This is a genomic window from Curtobacterium citreum (genome assembly GCF_006715175.1).
Taxonomy (GTDB): Bacteria; Actinomycetota; Actinomycetes; order Actinomycetales; family Microbacteriaceae; genus Curtobacterium; species Curtobacterium citreum.
Genome location: NZ_VFMQ01000001.1, coordinates 1,334,297 through 1,353,022, shown reverse-complemented (window position 1 = coordinate 1,353,022; position 18,726 = coordinate 1,334,297). Strand labels below are relative to the sequence as shown.

Sequence of the window (18,726 nt, the reverse complement as noted above, 5' to 3'; positions counted from 1 at the left end):
CCGCCGGCCCGTCCCCGACTGCCCGCCACGGGGTGCGGAACGGCCTGGAGGCACGGGGCAGGGTCCGTGACGGACCCGCACCGTGCCTCCAGGCCGGTTCTCGCAGCAGCGCTGCGCGCTGCCTACGCCTCGATGACCACCGGGACGATCATCGGACGGCGGCGGTGCTTGGTGTTGACCCAGCGGCCCACCGTGCGCCGCACCACCTGGCTGAAGGCGTGCGAGTCGCGCGTGCCGTTGGCGGCCGCCTCGGCGAGTGCCTTGGTGATCTGCGGGCGGACGCTGTCGAAGACCGAGTCGTCCTCGGCGAAGCCGCGCGACTGGATCTCGGGGCCGACGACGCACTGACCGGTCGTGAAGTCGACCGCGCAGAAGACGGAGATGAAGCCCTCCTCCGCGAGGACCCGGCGGTCCTTGAGGTCGGCGTCGGTGATCTCGCCGACGGTGGAGCCGTCGACGTAGACGTAGCCGATGTCCAGCTGGCCGGCGACCGTGACGCTTCCGTCCTTGAGGTCGACGACGATGCCGTCCTGGCCGAGGATGACGTTCCGCGGCGGGACACCCGTCTGGATCGCCAGGTCGGCGTTCGCGTACAGGTGCCGGTGCTCGCCGTGCACGGGGAGCACGTTCTTCGGGCGCAGGATGTTGTAGCAGTACAGGAGCTCGCCGGCCGAGGCGTGCCCGGAGACGTGCACCTTCGCGTTGCCCTTGTGGACGACCTTCGCGCCGAGCTTCGTCAGGCCGTCGATCACGCGGTAGACGGCGTTCTCGTTGCCGGGGATCAGGCTCGACGCCAGGATCACCGTGTCGCCCTCGCCGATCTCGATCTGGTGCTCGAGGTTCGCCATGCGCGCGAGGACGGCCATCGGCTCGCCCTGGGACCCGGTCGACATGTAGACGATCTGGTCGTCCGGGACGTTCTTCGCCTTCTTCGTGTCGATCAGCACGTCCTCCGGCACACGCAGGTACCCGAGCTCGGCGGCGATCGTCATGTTGCGGATCATCGAGCGGCCCATGAACGCGACCTTGCGGTTCGCGGCCGCGGCGGCGTCGAGGACCTGCTGCACGCGGTGCACGTGCGACGAGAAGCTCGCGACGACGACCTTCTTGCGGGCGCGCGTGATGACGTTCTCGAGCACGGGTCCGATGTCGCGCTCGGGCGCGGTGAAGCCCGGGACGTCGGCGTTCGTGGAGTCCGGCAGGAACAGGTCGACGCCCGCTTCGCCGAGGCGGGCGAACGCGCGGAGGTCGGTGATCCGGTCGTCGAGCGGCAGCTGGTCCATCTTGAAGTCGCCGGTGTGGAGCACACGGCCGGCGCCGGTCGTGATCGCGACGGCGAGCGCGTCCGGGATGGAGTGGTTCACGGCGACGAACTCGAGGTGGAACGGGCCGAGCTGCTCGGTCTGGTCCTCGGCCACGACGAGCGTGTACGGCTTGATCCGGTGCTCCTTGAGCTTCGCCTCGACGAGCGCGAGGGTCAGCGTGGAACCGATCAGGGGGATGTCGGCCTTGAGCTTGAGCAGGTACGGCACGGCGCCGATGTGGTCCTCGTGCCCGTGCGTCAGCACGACACCGAGGACGTCGTCGAGGCGGTCCCGGATCGGCCCGAAGTCCGGCAGGATGAGGTCGACGCCGGGCTGGTGCTCCTCGGGGAAGAGCACGCCGGCGTCGACGACGAGCAGCTTGCCGTCGAACTCGTACACGGTCATGTTGCGACCGATCTCGCCGAGACCCCCGACGGGGATCACGCGGAGGGTGCCGGGTTCGAGCGGCTGCGGTGTGGAGATCTGGGTGGGCATTCGGTCCTGACTGTCGTGCGACGCGCTGGTGCTGCGCCGCGGTCTTCCTAACGTGTGGTGCCTGGCACCTTCGGCAGTGCGCCGCCCGCCGCTGCGTTGCGGTCCGGGCGGAAGTTCGAGAAGTCGGCACCCGGGATGTCCCGGACCGCTTCGAGGGAGGTCTCGATGGCGTAGGCCTCGGTGTCCTCGGGTCCGACGAGCGGCAGCCGGACGCGCGGGCTGCCGATGCGGCCGAGTCCGTGCAGCACGTACTTCGCCGCGACGGTCCCGGGGACGTGGGTCATGATCGCACGCACCAGGGGTTCGACGCGCTTGTGCTCGGCGGTCGCGGTCGCCAGGTCGCCACGGTTCACGGCGTCGACGATGGTGCGGTACGGCGTGCTCGTGATGTTCGCGGTGACGCCGATCAGCCCGGTCGCGCCGATCGACAGGTGCGGCAGGACGTTCGTGTCGTCGCCCGAGAAGTACATGAGGTCGGTGTTGTTGAGCACGCGGGACACCTCGGCGAAGTCGCCCTTGGCGTCCTTCACCGCGAGGATGTTGGGGTGGTGCGAGGCGCGCACGATGGTCTCGTAGGTGATCGGGATGCCCGTGCGGCCGGGGATGTCGTACAGGATGACCGGCAGGTCGGTCGCGTCGGCGATCATCCGGAAGTGCGTGAGGACACCGGCCTGCGTCGGCTTGTTGTAGTACGGCGTGACGATCATCACGCCGTCGGCGCCGGCCTTCTCGCTCTGCTTGTACAGGTGGATGGCGTGCGCGGTCTCGTTCGAGCCACCACCGGTGATGATCTTCGCGCGGCCGGCGGCGACGGACTTGCCGACCTCGACCAGGCGGAGCTTCTCCGGGTCGGTCAGCGTCGACGTCTCGCCGGTCGTCCCGGTGACGACGACGCCGTCGGCGCCGGCGGTGATGCAGTCGTCGATGTGCTGCTCGACGCCGGGCCAGTCGACCTCGCCGTCGGTCGTGAACGGCGTCACGAGGGCGACGAGGACCTGACCGAAGGGATTCTCACGCGGGGACACGCGGACCAGCGTACCGGCCCGGTGCGTCCGGCCGGCAGTCCGCCCGGACGGTGCGCGGCGGACGGACGTCGCCCGGTCTCGCGCACGTCGCACCCCGGTACGGACGTGGCACCCGGGCACAGCGGGTTGCGGTGCCGGCAGCGGGGTGCGACGCGAGGGTCGCTCGGCGCAGCCCGGCGGGTCCGAGCGCGGCGGCCGTCAGGCCCGCTCGGCGCGGCGCCACTCCCGGAAGCGGTAGCGGGTGGCGTCCACGCGGGACTCCTGCCACGGTCCGTCCTCGACGAGGGTCCACCCGTCGCCGAGCTCCGGCGCCCGGGTGTCACCCGGGACGTCCAGGTCGACGATCGTCTCCGACACCCGGTCGGCGAACGGCAGCGCCTCGGCGTACACGGCACCCCCGCCCATCACCCACACGGGCTCGTCGGTGTCGAGGGCGGCCCCCAGGTCGTGCGCCACCTCGGCACCCTCGGCCGTCCACGTCGGCTCGCGCGTCAACACGACGTTCCGGCGTCCCGGCAGCGGCCGGAAGCGCGGCGGCAGCGACTCCCACGTCCGTCGGCCCATCACCACGACACCGTCGCCGGTGACCTGCCGGAAGTGCGCGAGGTCCTCCGGCACGTGCCACGGGATGCCACCGTCGGCGCCGATCACCCCTGAGGCGGTCCGCGCCCACACCATGCCGACGCCGCGGACGGGCTCGGTCCACGCCATCAGACGGCGACCGCGGCCTTGATCGCCGGGTGGTGCTCGTACCCGACGACCGTGAAGTCCTCGTACTCGTAGTCGTCGATCGAGTCACGCGGGGCGAGCTCGAGCGTCGGGTAGGGGTAGGCCGTGCGGGACAGCTGCTCACGCACCTGGTCGACGTGGTTGTCGTAGACGTGGCAGTCACCGCCGGTCCACACGAAGTCGCCGACCTCGAGCCCGGTCTGCGCCGCGATCATGTGCGTGAGCAGCGCGTAGGACGCGATGTTGAAGGGGACGCCGAGGAACATGTCCGCGCTGCGCTGGTAGAGCTGGCACGACAGTTTGCCGTCGTTGACGAAGAACTGGAAGAACGCGTGGCACGGCGCGAGCGCCATGTCCGGCACGTCCGCGACGTTCCAGGCCGACACGATCAGCCGGCGGGAGTCCGGGTTCGTGCGGATCTGCTCGATGACCTGGGCGATCTGGTCGACGTGCTCCCCCGACGGCGTCGGCCACGAGCGCCACTGCACGCCGTACACCGGGCCGAGGTCGCCGTCCTCGTCGGCCCACTCGTTCCAGATGCGGACGCCGTGCTCCTGCAGCCACCGTGCGTTGCCGTCGCCGCGCAGGAACCAGAGCAGCTCGTACGCGACGGACTTGAAGTGCACGCGCTTCGTCGTGACGAGCGGGAAGCCCTGCGACAGGTCGTAGCGCAGCTGCGCCCCGAAGATGCTGCGCGTGCCGGTGCCGGTGCGGTCGCCCTTCGGCGTGCCTTCCTCGAGCACCCGGCGCAGCAGATCCTCGTAAGGGGTCGGGACGGTGGGGTCGGGCTGCACGGTCTCGCTCACACGGAGACTCTACGACCCCACGCGGCGAAGCCCGAAGCGCGCTGAGTACCGTGGCCCCCATGTCGACCCAGCCGCTCTCGATCCTCGTCGCCGGTGCGTCCGGCTTCATCGGGACCCCCCTCGTCCACGCCCTGCGCAAGGCCGGGCACCACGTCACCACGCTCACCCGCAGCGAACCCCGCACCGCGACCGCGTTCCGCTGGTCCCCGGGCACCCGCCCGCTCGACCCGGCGGTGCTCGACGGTGCCGACGTCGTGATCAACCTCGCCGGTGCGAACATCGGCAAGCTCCCGTGGACCGACTCCTACAAGCAGCAGATCCTCGACTCGCGGGTGCAGGCGACGGACACCCTGGTCGAGGCCATGCGCCGGGCTGCGAACCCCCCGGCGCTCTTCCTGTCCGGGTCGGCCTCCGGCGTCTACGGGGACCGCCCGACGGACGTGCTCGACGACGACGCCGCGGCCGGCAGCGGGTTCCTCGCCGACGTCTGCACGAAGTGGGAGGCCGCCGCGACCGCCGCCCCCGAGGGCGTCCGGGTCGTGCTGCTCCGCACCGGCATCGTCGTCGGCCAGGGCGGCGGTGCGCTCGCGCCCCTCGTCCCGCTGACGAAGGCCGGCCTCGGCAGCAAGCTCGGCACGGGCGGTCAGTTCTGGCCGTGGATCGCGCTCGAGGACGAGGTCGGCGCGATCGTCCACCTCGCCACGAGCCCGGACGCCGCGCAGGTGTCCGGCCCGGTGAACCTCGCGGGTCCGGAGCCGTCGGTCGCGGACCGGATCACGAAGCGCGTCGCGCAGGACCTGCACCGTCCGTACCTGCTCGGCGTGCCGGCCTTCGCGCTGCGGCTGGTGCTGCGCCAGGCGGCCGACGAGATGCTCCTGTCGAACCAGCAGATGGTGCCGCGGAAGCTCGAGGAGTCCGGCTACACGTTCCGCCACCGGTACGCCGAGAGCGCGGTCGACGCCGCCTTCTGATCCGCACGGACGTCGCGGCGGTCGCGACGGTCGACCGGACGGGAGGCTCGTGGCGGGCCCGCCACGAGCCTCCCGTCCGTCAAGCCGTCAGTCCACCCGTCGGTCGGTGGGCGCGGTGGCGAGCGCCGTCCGCATCGCGGCCCGCGCGCGCTTGCGGTCACCCGCGGCGTCGTAGACGACACCGAGCCGGAACCAGGCCCGCCAGTCGTCGGGGTCGGCCTCGACCGCGTCCTTGTAGCGCGGGAAGACCTCGTCGGCCGCCGCACGGTCGGGGCGGCCGCTCGGCATGAGCGGCACGACGTCCTGCGGGGTGCCGCCCTCGCGCTCGAGGCGACGGCCGAGCCGGGTGATGCGGATCCCGAAGCGGAACTCGAGCACGAGCAGGAGCGCGCCGATCAGGGCGACCACGACGAGCGCGACGCCGATCCCGATGCCGATCGGCTGCCCCGTCGCCATGAACGCGACGGCGCGCTGCCCCACGACGACGATGTAGAGCAGGAGCAGGGCGGCCATCAGGGCGGCGGGCCAGAACGGCGAGCGGAACGAGCGGAGCACGGCGTGCCGCTCAGCCGACGCCGAGGACGCTGCCGAGCCCGACCGTCAGGCCACGGGCGTCGACCACGTGGGCGAGCGCTGCCCGGATGCCGGCGACGTACGCGACGTCGTCGTTCGTGTCGTGGCGGATCGTGACGGTCTCGCCGGGGCCGCTCAGGTGCACGTCCTGGACGGCCTTGACCCCGGGGAGCCGGAGCGAGTGGATCGGGACGCTCGCGACCTGCTGCCCGCGGGCGCGCTGGTCGACGTGCGGGGCGTCGACGGGGCCGACCTCGCGCCGGGCGTCCGCGATGAGCTCCGCGGTCCGCACGGCGGTCCCCGACGGCGAGTCGACCTTGCCGGCGTGGTGCGTCTCGACGATCTCGACCGCGGGGAACCACGGCGCCGCGATCGTGGCGAGGTGCGTCGCGAGTACCGAGCCGATCGAGAAGTTCGGCACGACGAGGACCCCCTGGTCTGGTCGTGCCTCGAGCCCGGCGCGGAGCGTCGCGAGCCGGTCGGACGACCAGCCGGAGGTGCCCACGAGCACGTTCGCGCCGCTCGCGAGGGCGTTGTCGACGATCGCCGGGCTGAGCGCCGGGACGGTCACGTCGACGACGAGTGCGGCGCCGCCGAACACCGACGGCGGTGCCTCGTGTGCGCCGTCCCGCGACGACAGGGAGGCGACGAGCTCGAAGCCGTCGAGGGACTCGACCACGGAGGCCACGAGGCCCCCGAGACGACCGGTGGCGCCGACGACGGCGACGGGAGTGACCATGGCTCCCATTCTAGGATCGGACCATGCCGCTCCAGGTCAGGTCCGTGCCCGCCGACGCGCCCGAGGTCGACGCCCTGCTCGACGCGTACCTCGACGAGCGCGAGGCCACGTTCCCGAGCGCGCAGGGGTCGTACTCGCGCAAGCGCACCCCGGCGGCGGAGTTCGTGCCGCCGAACGGCACCTTCGTCGTGGCGTACGACGGCGACCGGCCCGTCGGGTGCGGTGGGCTCCGCCGGATCGCCGACGACGGGGACGACGTCCGCTTCGAGGTCAAGCACGTGTACGTCACGCCGGCCGGTCGCGGACGGGGCGTGGCGACCGCGGTGATGGACGCGCTCGAGGACGCTGCTCGCGGCTTCGGGGCGACGAGCGTCGTCCTCGACACGAACGACTCGCTCGTCGCAGCCGGCGCGATGTACCGCGGCCGCGGCTACGAGCGGGTCGCGCCGTTCAACGAGAACCCGAACGCGACCGCCTGGTACCGGCGACCGGTCGGGTGAGCCCTGCGCGGTGTCCTCGGTGCGGGACGGTCGGTGCGGGACGGTCGGTGCGCCTAGACCGGCTGGTCGACCGGCAGCCCCGTGCGGAGCTCGACCGGCAGGTGCGCGAGGTCGTTCAGGGTGACGACCTCGGCCGGCTTGGCGGAGCGGATCCGGATGATCGTCAACGCCGTGTGCGCGACGTTCGTCCCCATCCACCGCCACTCCGGCGCCTGGAACGCCTCGCGCACGAACCACCCGATGACGGCGTTGTGCGTGATGAGCAGGTCGTGGCGGTCCTCGCGCGCCGGCGTGAACCACTCCGCGACGGCATCGCCCATCTGCGCCTGGCCCGCGACGATCTCCTCTTCCGTGACGCCGCCGTACCAGCCGTGGTAGGCGTGCGGCATGTCCGGGGTCGGACCGGAGGGGATGCAGTCGAAGAGCAGGGTCGAGGGCTCCGGCTGGATCGACGGCAGGCGCTGCGCGAGGAACGCCGCGGTCTCGCTCGGGGCGTCGAGCGGCGAGTGGTACACGCCGTCGAACGGGACCCCGCCGAGCCGGTCGGCGACGAGCATCGCCTGGCGCTTCCCACGCTCCGAGAGCTTGCCGTCCCGCAGGCCGTGCTCGGCGTCCTGGTGCTCACCGTGCCGGACGAGGTACAGGTAGTGCGACACGTCGGTCACCCCTCGGCGCCGATGGCGGCCGCGAGCTCGTCGCGCTGGACGGCCCCCACGACCGAGGTGATGGTCGGGCGGGTGAGCAGGTCGCGGGCGAGGTCGAGGACGTCCGCCGGGGTCACCCGGTCGACCCGCTGCAGGGCGGTGCCGAGGTCGGTGAACTCGCCGGTGCCGAGCTCGGACCGGCCCAGCCGGGTCATCCGTGCGTCGCTGTCCTCGAGCGAGAGCGTCAGCGCGCCCTCGATCTGGCCCTTCGCGCGACGGAGCTCGTCGTCGGTGATGCCGTCGTCGACCATGCGCCGGAACTCGGCGTCGATGATCTCGACGACCCCGGCGACGTTGTCGGGGGCGCAGCCCGCGTAGACCCCGAAGGCCCCGTTGTCCAGGTACGCCGGCGCGAACGACGACACCGCGTAGGCGAGGCCCCGGCGCTCACGGACCTCTTGGAACAGCCGCGAGCTCATCCCGCCGCCGAGGACGGCGTTCAGGACGCTGAGCACCGGACGGCGCTCGTCACGGAGGTCGAGACCCTGCGATCCGCGGAGCATGCTGACCTGCTCGGTCGGACGGTGCGCGACGGCGAGCTTCGGCACGGCCGGGTCCGCCACGGGCTGCGGCGTCCGCCGGGCCAGCGGCGACGCGTGCGGGGCGTCCCGGAAGACGTGCTCGACCAGTTCGCGGAAGCGGTCGTGGTCCACGGCACCGGCGGCGGTCACCACGATGCCGTTCGGTGCGTAGTGCTCGCGGTAGTGGTCCAGGACCTCGGCGCGCCCGACCGCGCGGATGCTCTCGGGCGTCCCGCCGATCGGCCGACCGAGCGGGTGCCCGTCGAAGGCCGCGGCGAAGAACGCCTCGCCCGCGACGTCGGCCGGGTCGTCCGCGGCCATCGCGAGCTCCTCGAGGATCACGCCGCGTTCGACGTCGAACGCCTCGGCCTCGAGCACCGAACCGGTGACCATGTCCCCGATCACCTCGACCGCCATCGGGACGTCGGTGTCCCGGACGCGGGCGTAGTAGCAGGTGTACTCCTTCGCGGTCGCGGCGTTGTGCTCGCCGCCGACCGAGTCGAAGGAGATCGCGATGTCGAGCGCACTGCGGCGCTCGGTGCCCTTGAAGAGCAGGTGTTCGAGGAAGTGCGTGGAGCCGAACTGGCCCTCGCGTTCGTCGCGGGACCCGACGCCGACCCAGAAGCCGAGGCTCGTGGAACTGGCTCCGGGGACCGACTCGGTGAGGACCCGGACTCCGGAGGGCAGCACGGTCCGACGGACGAAGGCACCACCGGACGTCAGGAAGGACGTGTCCGGGGCCTCGAGCGGCAACGGTACTGGCTGGTTCATCGCAGACGAGCCTACTGACCCGCGGGCGCCGACCGCCCAGTTTCCCCAGGCCCACAGCACGTGCCTCGAACTGGGGTACATCGGATGAGGATAGAAAGACTCGTCTGTCTGTCCTCCACGTGGTACAGTTCTTGCATCGGGTCGGAAGCCCCCCTAGATTCCGACCCGATGGCTCGGGACATCAGTCCTCGCGCGGCGGAGTCCCCCCACTCCCCCGCGGAGCCGATGAGTCCGAGGAGCAACGCTGTGACGGTCGATTCCCCCCAACCGGCCGTCCAGCGTCTCCTCGGCCCGAGCACGAACCTCGCGTCGCCGGACGGGTCGAGCGTCCCCCCGGCTCCCCGTTCCGGCGGCGCGAAGGTCCGGATCCTCGAGACCGCGACACGCCTGTTCTACGAAGAGGGCATCCGCGGGGTCGGCGTCGACCGGCTCATCTCGGAGGCGAGCGTGACGAAGGCCACCTTCTACAAGCACTACGGCTCGAAGGACAACCTGATCCTCGCCTACGTGCGCACCCAGCACGAGCGCGTCCGCGCCGGCTTCGAGCAGCTCGTCTCCGACGCCGCCAGCCCCGAGGCCGCGGTGCGCGCCTGGGTCGCCGCCGTCTCGGACGAGGTCGGTCGTGCCGAGTTCCGCGGCTGCGCGTTCCTCAACGCCGCCGCCGAGTACCACGACCCGCGCGACCCCGTGCGCGAGGTCGTCGCCACCCACCGCGACTGGTACACGGACCAGCTCGCCTCGCTCCTGCAGCGCGCCGGGCACCCGCTGCCCGGCGACGGGGCCGACGAGCTCATGCTCGCGCGCGACGGCGCGATGGCCGGCGCGTACGCCGGCGACGCGATCGCCGCGACCGCGGCGCTCGGCCGCGTGGTCGACCGCGTCATCGCGGCCTGACGCCTCGCCTCCGACCCGACCGGCGGACGGGAGGCGCGTGGCGGGGCCCGCCACGATCCTCCGGGCCGACCCGTCCCACCTGTGCGACAGGAGCAGGGTGTTTGCTGGCGGCATGGCCAACGACCCCAACTGGAACCTCCCCGAGGTCCCCACGTTCACCCTGACGAGCCCCGACTTCTCCGACGGCGACGCGCTGCCCGACTGGGCGCGCGGCGCCGACGCCGGTGGCGAGGACCGCTCCCCCGCGCTCGAGTGGTCCGGGGCGCCCGAGGGCACGCAGAGCTACGTCCTCACCGTGTACGACCCCGACGCCCCGACCGGCTCGGGCTTCTGGCACTGGAGCCTGACCGACCTGCCGGCGTCGACGACCTCGCTGCCCCAGGGTGCCGGGACCGACGACGCGCTGCTCCCCGCCGAGGCGCTCCGCCGCCGCAACGAGTACGGGACCGACACCTTCCTGGGTGCCGCACCGCCCGCCGGCCACGGCCCGCACCGGTACGTGTTCACGCTGAGCGCGCTCGACGTGCCCGTGCTCGAGGCACCCGCCGACGCCACCCCCGCCGTGGTCGGCTTCCTGCTCCGCGAGCACCTGCTCGGGCGCGCGCAGCTCACCGGCACGCAGGAGACCCCGGCGTCCTGACGCCCCGCGCCACGAAGACGACGACGGCCGTCACTCCCGCGGGAGTGACGGCCGTCGTGGGTCAGCCGGGGATCAACCCTCGGCGTTGTCCTCGGTGTGCTTCTCGTGGCCCTCGCGGCCCTCGGTGTCCACCTCGTCGGCGACGACCGGCGCGAGCGACAGCTTGCCGCGGTCGTCCACCTTGGTGACCTCGACCAGGATCTTCTGGCCGACGCCCAGGACGTCCTCGACGTTCTCCACGCGCTTGCCACCGGCGAGCTTGCGGACCTCGGAGACGTGCAGCAGCCCGTCGCGGCCCGGGAGCAGCGACACGAAGGCACCGAAGGTCGCGATCTTGACGACCGTGCCGAGGAACTGGTCGCCGATCTCCGGGTTCGTCGGGTTCGCGATCGCGTTGACCTGCGCACGGGCGGCCTCGGCCGAGGGACCGTCGACGGCGCCGATGTAGACGGTGCCGTCGTCCTCGATCGAGATGTCGGCACCGGTCTCGTCCTGGATGCCGTTGATCGTCTTGCCCTTCGGGCCGATCAGCTCGCCGATCTTGTCGACGGGGATCTGCACCGAGATGACGCGCGGGGCGGTGTCGGCCATCTCGTCGGGGGCGTCGATCGCCTCGGTCAGCACGCCGAGGATGGCGGAGCGCGCTTCCTTTGCCTGCTTGAGCGCGGCGTCGAGGACCGACGAGGGGATGCCGTCGAGCTTCGTGTCGAGCTGGATCGCCGTGACGAAGTCGGACGTGCCGGCGACCTTGAAGTCCATGTCGCCGAGGGCGTCCTCGGCACCGAGGATGTCGGTCAGCGCCGCGTAGCGGGTCTGGCCGTCGACGGTGTCGGAGACGAGGCCCATCGCGATGCCCGCGACCGGCGCCTTGAGGGGCACACCGGCGTTGAGGAGCGACAGGGTCGAGGCGCAGACGGAGCCCATCGACGTCGAACCGTTGGAGCCGAGGGCCTCGGACACCTGACGGATGGCGTAGGGGAACTCCTCGCGCGACGGCAGCACCGGCACGAGGGCGCGCTCGGCGAGGAAGCCGTGCCCGATCTCGCGACGCTTGGGCGAGCCCACGCGGCCGGTCTCACCGGTCGAGTAGGGCGGGAAGTTGTAGTGGTGCAGGTAGCGCTTCTTCGTGACGGGCGACAGCGAGTCGATCTGCTGCTCCATCTTGAGCATGTTCAGCGTGGTGACGCCGAGGATCTGCGTCTCGCCGCGCTGGAAGATCGCGGAACCGTGGACGCGCGGGATCACGGCGACCTCGGCGTCGAGCGGACGGATGTCGGCGAGGCCGCGACCGTCCATGCGGACCTGCTCGGTCAGGATGCGGCCGCGGACGACCTTCTTCGTGACCGACTTGTAGGCGCCGCTGACCTGGCCGTTGGCGGACTCGGGGAGTTCCCCGGCCTCGACCTTGGCCGCGATGGCCTCCTTGACCTTCGCCTTGAGGGCGTCGTCCTTGTCCTGGCGCTCGAGCTTGCCGGCGATCTGGTAGACGTCCCCCAGCTCGTCGAGCGCGAGGGCCTCGACCGCGTCGTAGACCTCGGGGGCGTAGGGCGGGAAGACCGGGTAGTCCTGGATCTCCTTGGCCGACTGGGCGGCCATCTTCGCCTGCGCCTCGACGAGGACCTTGAGGAACGGCTTGGCCGCCTCGAGGCCCTGCGCGACGACGGCCTCGTCCGGCTTGGTCGCGCCGCCCTGGATGAGGTCCCAGCTGTGCTCGGTGGCCTCGGCCTCGACCATCATGATCGCGACGTCCTCGTTGCCCTGGTCGTCGGTGACGACGCGGCCGGCGACCGTGAGGTCGAAGACGGCCTCGGCGAGCTGCGACGCCTTCGGGAACGCGACCCACTGGTCGCCGATGAGGGCGAGGCGCACACCGGCGATCGGGCCGGAGAACGGCAGACCGGAGATCTGCGTCGAGGCGGACGCGGCGTTGATCGCCAGTGCGTCGTAGAACTCGTCCGGCGCGATGCTCAGGACGGTGATGACGATCTGGACCTCGTTGCGGAGGCCGTCGACGAACGACGGGCGCAGCGGCCGGTCGATGAGGCGGCAGACGAGGATCGCCTCGGTGCTGGGACGGCCTTCACGACGGAAGAACGAACCGGGGATCTTGCCGGCGGCGTACGAGCGCTCCTCGACGTCGACGGTCAGCGGGAAGAAGTCGAAGCCCTCCCGCGGGTGCTTGCCGGCGCTGGTGGCCGAGAGGAGCATGGTCTCCTCGTCGAGGTACGCGGCGACCGCGCCCTGCGCCTGCTGTGCGAGGCGGCCGGTCTCGAACCGGACGACGCGCTTGCCGAACTTGCCGTTGTCGATGACGGCTTCGGCGAACTTGATCTCGGGACCCTCCAAAAGGGTGCCTCCTTGACGTGTTCGGCAGACCGGGGCGACGGCACCCGTGGTGCGTGCACGCCGAGGGGTCGGGGCGCATGTCTGGCCAGCAGTAGAAGCACTCGGGACTCCGAACGGCCCGCGAGCCACCACCGATGACCAGCTCCGTGCCGGGTCTGCGCAGTGTTTTGGTGTCACAGCGAGTGTGACGTCCGGGGAACGGTCCCCGCACGGTGAGGACTTTACCAGCCCTCAGGCATCACGGCGGCGAGGCGCCGGGGACGCGGGCGTGTCCCCGCTAGCCTGCCGACATGCGTCTCTCTCCGTCCCGGAGCGTGCTCGTCGCGGCCGCCGTGGTCGTCGGCGCGCTCGTCGTGCCCGCTCTGACCGCCGCGCCCGCGAGCGCCACCGACTACCCCACGTGGGCGGACGTGCAGGCCGCGAAGGGCAACGAGCAGGCCAAGCAGGCCGAGATCGGCACCGTGCAGGACGCCCTGCACGCCGCCCAGGCCGACGCCGCCGCCAAGTCGCAGACCGCGCTCGACGCGTCGGCCGCCGCGGACGCCGCCGAGGCGGACCTCAGCGCCGCCACGCAGGCCGCCACGAGCCTCCAGGCCCAGGCCGACGACGCCCAGCGGACGGCCGACCGTGCTCAGGCCCGGGCCGGTCAGCTCGCCGCGAGCCTGTACCGGGACGGCAGCGAGAACGCGATGGCCACCCGGATCGCGACCGCCGAGGACCCGGACGACCTGCTCTACCAACTCGGCGCGCTCGACCAGCTGACGGGCACGTGGACGGACGTCCTGGACGACGCCTCGGTCGCCGCCCACACCGCGTCGTCGCTGCACGAGCAGGCGACCCGCGCCGAGGACGAGCGGGCGTCCCTCGCGTCGGCTGCCGAGCGGAAGTCCGACGCGGCGACGGCGGCGGCGAAGACCGCGGCGCAGGCGGTCGCGAGCACCCAGCAGCACAGCGACGAGCTGTACGCGCAGCTCGCCTCGTTGAAGGACACGACCGCGGCGACCGAGCAGCAGTACGCCGTCGGGCAGGCGGTGGCCGCGCAGGCGGCGGCGCAGGCACGCGCGGCGCAGGCTGCGGCGCAGGCAGCGGCAGCGGCGAAGGCCCAGGCCACGCCGGGGAGCTCGAGTGCGGCGTCCTCCGGCAACGCGTACCCGAGCACCGACGGCGTCGTGGTCGACCCGGCCGGCGCACAGGCCTACGCCCGCGGCGCCATCGGTGCGTACGGCTGGGGCTCCGACCAGTTCTCGTGCCTCGTGTCGCTCTGGACGCAGGAGTCCGGCTGGCGTGCGAACGCCCTGAACGTGTCGAGCGGGGCGTACGGGATCCCGCAGTCCCTGCCGGCGAGCAAGATGGGCGTGGCAGGAGCGGACTGGCGGACGAACGCGGCGACGCAGATCAACTGGGGCCTGGCGTACATCCACGACGCGTACGGCTCGCCCTGTGCCGCGTGGAACCACGAGATGAGCGAGAACCCGCACTGGTACTGAGCGGGTGCGCGTCCGGGTGACGGCGGGACGCCCCCGGCCCGGTCAGGCGGCGACCGCGTCCTCTGCCGGCCAGCCGCCGAGGCGCACGACCGAGCCGTCCGCTGCGACCAGCCGCGCCGCCCGCCCGCTCTGCCGCAGCCAGTCGACGGCGGCGTGCCCCCGCACCACAGCGGCGGTCGTCATCGTGTTCGCCGTGACACACGACGGCGCCACGACCGTCACGGAGCGCCAGACCGGGTCGACCGGCAGGCCCCACCGGGGGTCGAGGATGTGGTGCCGCGCGTGGCCGTCCTGCTCCCAGCGTCGCTTCTGCGTGCTCGACGTCGCGACGGACCAGCCGGAGGCGATCCGCACGTGGTCCGCGGGATCGTCGTCGAGGTCCTGCACGCGCACCTGCCAGCCGCCGGACGGGTCCGGGCCGGCGGTCGCGACGTCGCCGCCGAGCGAGACCAGCGCACCGATGCCCAGGCGGGCGGTGATGCTCGCCGCGGCCATGTCGGCCGCGGCGGCCTTCGCGGTCGCGCCGAGGTCGAGCGTGACGCCCTCGGGGACGCGCAGGAAGGTGCCGGAGAGCAGGATCCGCTGCCACGCCGGACGGACGTCGAACGCCCGGGCGAGCAGGTCCGGCGACACCTCGGGGCCGGGCCCCGCGGTCACGAGGGCACCGTCGACGAACGCAGCGTCGTAGCCCAGGCGCACCATGCGGCGGCCGAGCGTCGGGTCGACGTCGCCGTCCGTCAGGCGCGCGGCGTCGACGGCCTGGTGCACGAGCGACGCGAGGAGCGGGGAGACCTCGGTGCCGCGGACGAGTGCGTCGGCGCGGGCGAGGAGCTCGGAGTCGGCGCGGAACCGACTGCACGCGGCGTCGACCGCCGCGGTCACCTCGCGCACGCAGGCCTCGGCTGCGGGGAGGTGCCGACGGTCCCGGCGGTCGAGGACGACCCGGGCGGTGGTGGTCCAGAGGTCCCACTCGGCGGCGGCGCGCACGGTCACGATCCCGTCGTCGTCGCGTCGGTGGCGCCGGAACCACCGGTGGTCCCCTGCGAGACGCCCTGGTCCGAGGTGCCGCTGTCGCTCGAGCTGCCCGAGCTGGTGCCGCCCGAGCTGGTGCTGCCCGAGCTGGTGCTGCCCGAGCTGGTGCCGCCCGAGCCCGTCGTGCTCGAGCCGGACGTGCTCGTGCCCGTCGTGCTGGAGTCCGTCGCGCTCGTGCCGGTCGCGGTCGTGACCTCGTGCCCGATCCACACCCCGGCGCCGGCGAGGCCGGCGACCACCAGTCCCGCCGTGCTCACGATCGCGCTGGTGGTGCGTCGCCCGTTCCTGCGGTTGCCGTCCATGGGTCCTCCTCGTCGTCAGGACGAGGCTCGCGGACGGCCCCGGGTGTCCCCGGAGCGTGCGCTGCGCTCGCGCCCCGCGGATCCGATGAGGACTGTAAGAAGGGATCAGTGACCGAGTCCGCCGAGCAGGGACGCGAAGTCCACCGTCTCGGGGAGGGCGTCGGTCCGCTGCGGGGTCCGCCGGGAGGATCGGATCGCCCATGCCAGGTCGACCCCGGCCCGGCGGATGCGTGCGTCCAGGGCGGCCGCGTCCTCCGGGCTCCCCCAATCGTCGGTCGCGGCGAAGACACCCGTCGGCACGACCGCGGCGCGGAGGTACGCGAAGACCGGACGGAGCGCGTGGTCGATCGCGAGCGAGTGGCGCGCCGTGCCGCCCGTGGCGGCGAGCAGCACCGGCACGTCGGTCATCGCGTCCTTGTCGAGCACGTCGAGGAAGGACTTCGCGAGCCCGCTCACCCCGGCGGTGAAGACCGGTGTGACGAACACGACGGCGTCGGCCTCGAGGACCGTCGCCTGCGCGGCCGCGAGCCCGGGCGCCGCGAACCCCGTGAGCATCGCGTCGACGATCTCGTGGGCGATCGGACGCAACTCGACGTGGCGGACGTCCACCGAGCCTCCCGGCTGGTCCGCCGTGATCGCGGCGACGGCCGACCCGGCGAGGCGATCCGCGAGCAGGCGAGTGGAGCTGGGCTCGGAGAGCCCGGCGGAGACGACGGCGATGGTGGTCATGGCGATTCCCGACTTTCGATGCGTTTGCATGAACATCGTACCGAACCGGCGGACGGGCGCAACCATTCCCCGCCGTCGTGCGCGGGAACGGAGAAGGCCCCGGTCCTCACGAGGAGGACCGGGGCCTTCGGTCGAGCAGTGTCTGCGAGACGACTAGCGACGCAGGCCGAGGCGCTCGATGAGCGCACGGTAGCGGCTGATGTCGACGTCGGAGAGGTACCCGAGGAGGCGGCGACGCTGGCCGACCATGAGCAGCAGACCACGACGCGAGTGGTGGTCGTGCTTGTGCTCCTTGAGGTGCTCGTTCAGGTCGTTGATGCGACGCGTCAGAACAGCGACCTGGACCTCCGGGGATCCGGTGTCGCCCGGGTGGGTCGCGTACTCTTCGATGATCTCCTGCTTGACCTTCGCGTCAAGTGCCATGGATGATCCCCTTTCTGTCCGTTGCGCGGTGCCCGTGCCTGATGCACGAGCGCTCTTCGTCCGCGGCCGTTCGACGGCAACCGGTCGAGACTACCAGAGATCAGACCGTGCGGGCACGCAGGCGGCGGCGTCGCGGGGCCGGCAGCAGGCTCCGGACGAGTCCGACGAGCGTCGCGCCGAGCAGGCCACCGAGGCCGTTCGACAGGACGTCCCGCGGGTCCGCGACGCGGTAGGGCAGCCAGGCGGCCTGCGCTGCCTCGATGCCGACGGACAGGCCGACGCCGACGACGGCGCCGAGGAACCACCAGCGGCGGGGCAACCACAGCGCCGCGAGCATCCCGACCGGCACGAACATCGCGATGTTCGCGAGGAACTCGACGCGGTCGTAGCCGAACCAGGCGCCGTGCGGCAGCTGCTGGAGCCAGGCGATGGCGTGCAGGACGAGCTCGCTCTGGGCGTGCGTGAAGACCTGCGGGGTGAGGGTCATCCGCCAGATCACCCAGGCGTAGCCGACGGTGACGGCGAGGAGCAGGGTCTTCCGGAACATCCGGTCAGTATCGGTGCACGCGGCTGGCAGATCCCGGCGGGCCGGCTGGGCGGACGCCGGGTCGCGGTTCCCCGGAGCGGGCCGGACCTGCCAGCATGGGCGCATGCCGGAGCAGGGGAACCGCAGTCGCCGGGGTGCCGGTCGGCGCCAGTGGGCGTGGATCGGGGGTGCCGCCGTCGTGGTCGCGGCCCTCGTCACGACGCTCCTCCTCGTTCTGCCCGCGGGCGACCACCCGGACGGTCGGGACGTGACCGACCGACGCACGGCGGCGCAGGCGTTCCCGGGTGGCCTCGCCCAGCAGCCCGCGACCGACAACCAGGCGCTGCGCCGGGAGTCGGACGCCCGGGCCGCCGGTGACACCACCACCGCGTCCCGGCTCGACGTCATCGCGGACCAGCCCGTCGCGACCTGGCTGACCGACCCGTCGCAGGACGCCACCCGCCAGGTCGTCCGTCGTGTCGTGCGGGACGCCGAGCAGCAGGACCGCACACCGGTGTTCGTCCTGTACGCGATCCCCGACCGCGACTGCGGCAGCTACTCCGCCGGCGGGACGACCGAGCGCGACTACCTGCCGTGGGTGCGCTCGGCCACGCGGGCGATGGCCGGGTCGCACGCCGTGGTGCTCGTCGAACCCGACTCGATCGCGCAGATCCACGTGTGCAAGCGACTCGGCGAGGACCGGCTGCACCTGCTGCGGAAGGCCGTCGGCGAGCTGACCGGACACGGCCTGACGGTGTACCTGGACGGCGGCAACGAGAACCGCGTCCCCGTCACGACGATGGCGGGGTGGCTCCGGCAGGCCGGCGTGGACCGGGTGCAGGGGTTCGCCACGAACGTCTCGAACTTCTACCGCGTCGACCAGGAACGCGCGTACGCGGATCGGCTCGCCGACGCGATCGGGGACGACCCGCACTTCGTCATCGACGTCTCGCGCAACGGTCAGGGCTGGAAGGGCACGTGGTGCAACCCGCCGGGCGCCGGACTCGGGCAGGCACCGCACGTCACCGGTGGCACGACGCGGCTCGACGCCCTGCTCTGGGTGAAGACCCCCGGGCTGAGCGACGGCACCTGCCACGGCGGACCACCGGCCGGGCAGTGGTGGGAGTCGTACGCGCTCGCGCTGGTCGAGAACCGCAAGCAGGACTGAGTTCCGTCGGCCACCGGTCGGGGGTCGGTGGTTGCATGACG

General features: G+C 72.3%; 20 protein-coding genes. 6 read left to right on the top strand and 14 right to left on the bottom strand.

Features of this window, described 5'->3' with window-relative positions:
• Nucleotides 1-122: 122 nt before the first annotated feature.
• The 4 genes from FB462_RS06480 to FB462_RS06465 all read right to left on the bottom strand — a co-directional run bounded on the left by FB462_RS06480 (nucleotide 123) and on the right by FB462_RS06465 (nucleotide 4,359).
• Nucleotides 123-1,799, bottom strand: a complete 1,677-nt coding sequence (locus tag FB462_RS06480) for a ribonuclease J (RefSeq protein ID WP_141860816.1) — start codon at nucleotides 1,797-1,799, stop codon at nucleotides 123-125.
• Between the two features lie 47 nt (nucleotides 1,800-1,846).
• Nucleotides 1,847-2,824: a 4-hydroxy-tetrahydrodipicolinate synthase gene (gene dapA / locus FB462_RS06475; protein ID WP_141860814.1), complete on the bottom strand. Its 978-nt coding sequence runs from the start codon at nucleotides 2,822-2,824 to the stop codon at nucleotides 1,847-1,849.
• Between the two features lie 198 nt (nucleotides 2,825-3,022).
• Nucleotides 3,023-3,535 carry a dihydrofolate reductase gene (locus FB462_RS06470; protein WP_114849108.1) on the bottom strand — a complete coding sequence of 171 codons (513 nt, stop codon included), beginning with the start codon at nucleotides 3,533-3,535 and terminating at the stop codon, nucleotides 3,023-3,025.
• The gene (locus tag FB462_RS06465) at nucleotides 3,535-4,359 is read right to left on the bottom strand and encodes a thymidylate synthase (RefSeq protein ID WP_114849107.1); all 825 of its coding nucleotides are present in this window, start codon (nucleotides 4,357-4,359) and stop codon (nucleotides 3,535-3,537) included. Before FB462_RS06465 ends, FB462_RS06470 begins: the two co-directional genes overlap by 1 nt.
• Nucleotides 4,360-4,418: 59 nt before the next feature.
• Between FB462_RS06465 and FB462_RS06460 the strand changes: the two genes are divergently transcribed.
• Nucleotides 4,419-5,330, top strand: a complete 912-nt coding sequence (locus tag FB462_RS06460) for a TIGR01777 family oxidoreductase (protein WP_229666831.1) — start codon at nucleotides 4,419-4,421, stop codon at nucleotides 5,328-5,330.
• 87 nt (nucleotides 5,331-5,417) lie between these two features.
• On the opposite strand, the gene FB462_RS06455 is transcribed toward FB462_RS06460, so the two are convergent.
• Both FB462_RS06455 and FB462_RS06450 read right to left on the bottom strand, forming a co-directional pair.
• Nucleotides 5,418-5,843: a tetratricopeptide repeat protein gene (locus FB462_RS06455; protein ID WP_141863277.1), complete on the bottom strand. Its 426-nt coding sequence runs from the start codon at nucleotides 5,841-5,843 to the stop codon at nucleotides 5,418-5,420.
• Between the two features lie 52 nt (nucleotides 5,844-5,895).
• Nucleotides 5,896-6,642: a 4-hydroxy-tetrahydrodipicolinate reductase gene (locus tag FB462_RS06450; protein ID WP_141860810.1), complete on the bottom strand. Its 747-nt coding sequence runs from the start codon at nucleotides 6,640-6,642 to the stop codon at nucleotides 5,896-5,898.
• A 23-nt stretch (nucleotides 6,643-6,665) separates the two neighbouring features.
• On the opposite strand from FB462_RS06450, the gene FB462_RS06445 reads away from it, so the two are divergent.
• Nucleotides 6,666-7,142 (top strand): GNAT family N-acetyltransferase, encoded by a 477-nt coding sequence (locus tag FB462_RS06445; RefSeq protein ID WP_141860808.1) that lies wholly within the window; start codon nucleotides 6,666-6,668, stop codon nucleotides 7,140-7,142.
• 53 nt (nucleotides 7,143-7,195) lie between these two features.
• Here FB462_RS06445 and FB462_RS06440 read toward each other — a convergent pair whose 3' ends face one another.
• Nucleotides 7,196-7,798 (bottom strand): histidine phosphatase family protein, encoded by a 603-nt coding sequence (locus FB462_RS06440; protein WP_114849207.1) that lies wholly within the window; start codon nucleotides 7,796-7,798, stop codon nucleotides 7,196-7,198.
• Nucleotides 7,799-7,803: 5 nt separating this feature from the next.
• Nucleotides 7,804-9,138: a M16 family metallopeptidase gene (locus FB462_RS06435; RefSeq protein WP_114849103.1), complete on the bottom strand. Its 1,335-nt coding sequence runs from the start codon at nucleotides 9,136-9,138 to the stop codon at nucleotides 7,804-7,806.
• Nucleotides 9,139-9,384: 246 nt separating this feature from the next.
• On the opposite strand from FB462_RS06435, the gene FB462_RS06430 reads away from it, so the two are divergent.
• Nucleotides 9,385-10,032, top strand: a complete 648-nt coding sequence (locus FB462_RS06430; protein WP_181819166.1) for a TetR/AcrR family transcriptional regulator — start codon at nucleotides 9,385-9,387, stop codon at nucleotides 10,030-10,032.
• Nucleotides 10,033-10,144: 112 nt separating this feature from the next.
• Entirely contained in the window at nucleotides 10,145-10,672 is a 528-nt protein-coding gene (locus tag FB462_RS06425) for a YbhB/YbcL family Raf kinase inhibitor-like protein (RefSeq protein ID WP_114849101.1), read from the top strand.
• Nucleotides 10,673-10,744: 72 nt separating this feature from the next.
• On the opposite strand, the gene FB462_RS06420 is transcribed toward FB462_RS06425, so the two are convergent.
• Nucleotides 10,745-13,018, bottom strand: a complete 2,274-nt coding sequence (locus FB462_RS06420; protein ID WP_114849100.1) for a polyribonucleotide nucleotidyltransferase — start codon at nucleotides 13,016-13,018, stop codon at nucleotides 10,745-10,747.
• Between the two features lie 290 nt (nucleotides 13,019-13,308).
• Between FB462_RS06420 and FB462_RS06415 the strand changes: the two genes are divergently transcribed.
• Nucleotides 13,309-14,505 (top strand): coiled-coil domain-containing protein, encoded by a 1,197-nt coding sequence (locus FB462_RS06415; RefSeq protein ID WP_114849099.1) that lies wholly within the window; start codon nucleotides 13,309-13,311, stop codon nucleotides 14,503-14,505.
• 42 nt (nucleotides 14,506-14,547) lie between these two features.
• Here the strand turns inward: FB462_RS06415 and FB462_RS06410 are convergent, their stop codons facing one another.
• The 5 genes from FB462_RS06410 to FB462_RS17250 all read right to left on the bottom strand — a co-directional run bounded on the left by FB462_RS06410 (nucleotide 14,548) and on the right by FB462_RS17250 (nucleotide 17,538).
• On the bottom strand, nucleotides 14,548-15,498 hold the full coding sequence (locus FB462_RS06410; protein ID WP_208738896.1) for an FAD:protein FMN transferase: 951 nt from the start codon (nucleotides 15,496-15,498) through the stop codon (nucleotides 14,548-14,550).
• Complete coding sequence (locus FB462_RS17255) at nucleotides 15,495-15,839, bottom strand: hypothetical protein (protein ID WP_167509946.1); 345 nt, start codon at nucleotides 15,837-15,839, stop codon at nucleotides 15,495-15,497. Before FB462_RS17255 ends, FB462_RS06410 begins: the two co-directional genes overlap by 4 nt.
• 105 nt (nucleotides 15,840-15,944) lie before the next feature.
• Nucleotides 15,945-16,568, bottom strand: a complete 624-nt coding sequence (locus FB462_RS06405) for a CE1759 family FMN reductase (protein WP_114849098.1) — start codon at nucleotides 16,566-16,568, stop codon at nucleotides 15,945-15,947.
• Nucleotides 16,569-16,721: 153 nt separating this feature from the next.
• Nucleotides 16,722-16,991, bottom strand: a complete 270-nt coding sequence (gene rpsO / locus FB462_RS06400; RefSeq protein ID WP_058742593.1) for a 30S ribosomal protein S15 — start codon at nucleotides 16,989-16,991, stop codon at nucleotides 16,722-16,724.
• A gap of 100 nt (nucleotides 16,992-17,091) precedes the next feature.
• On the bottom strand, nucleotides 17,092-17,538 hold the full coding sequence (locus tag FB462_RS17250) for a VanZ family protein (protein WP_167510032.1): 447 nt from the start codon (nucleotides 17,536-17,538) through the stop codon (nucleotides 17,092-17,094).
• A 103-nt stretch (nucleotides 17,539-17,641) separates the two neighbouring features.
• Here FB462_RS17250 and FB462_RS06390 point away from each other — a divergent pair, with 103 nt between their 5' ends.
• Nucleotides 17,642-18,685 carry a glycoside hydrolase family 6 protein gene (locus FB462_RS06390; protein ID WP_141860804.1) on the top strand — a complete coding sequence of 348 codons (1,044 nt, stop codon included), beginning with the start codon at nucleotides 17,642-17,644 and terminating at the stop codon, nucleotides 18,683-18,685.
• The last annotated feature ends 41 nt before the right edge of the window (nucleotides 18,686-18,726 follow it).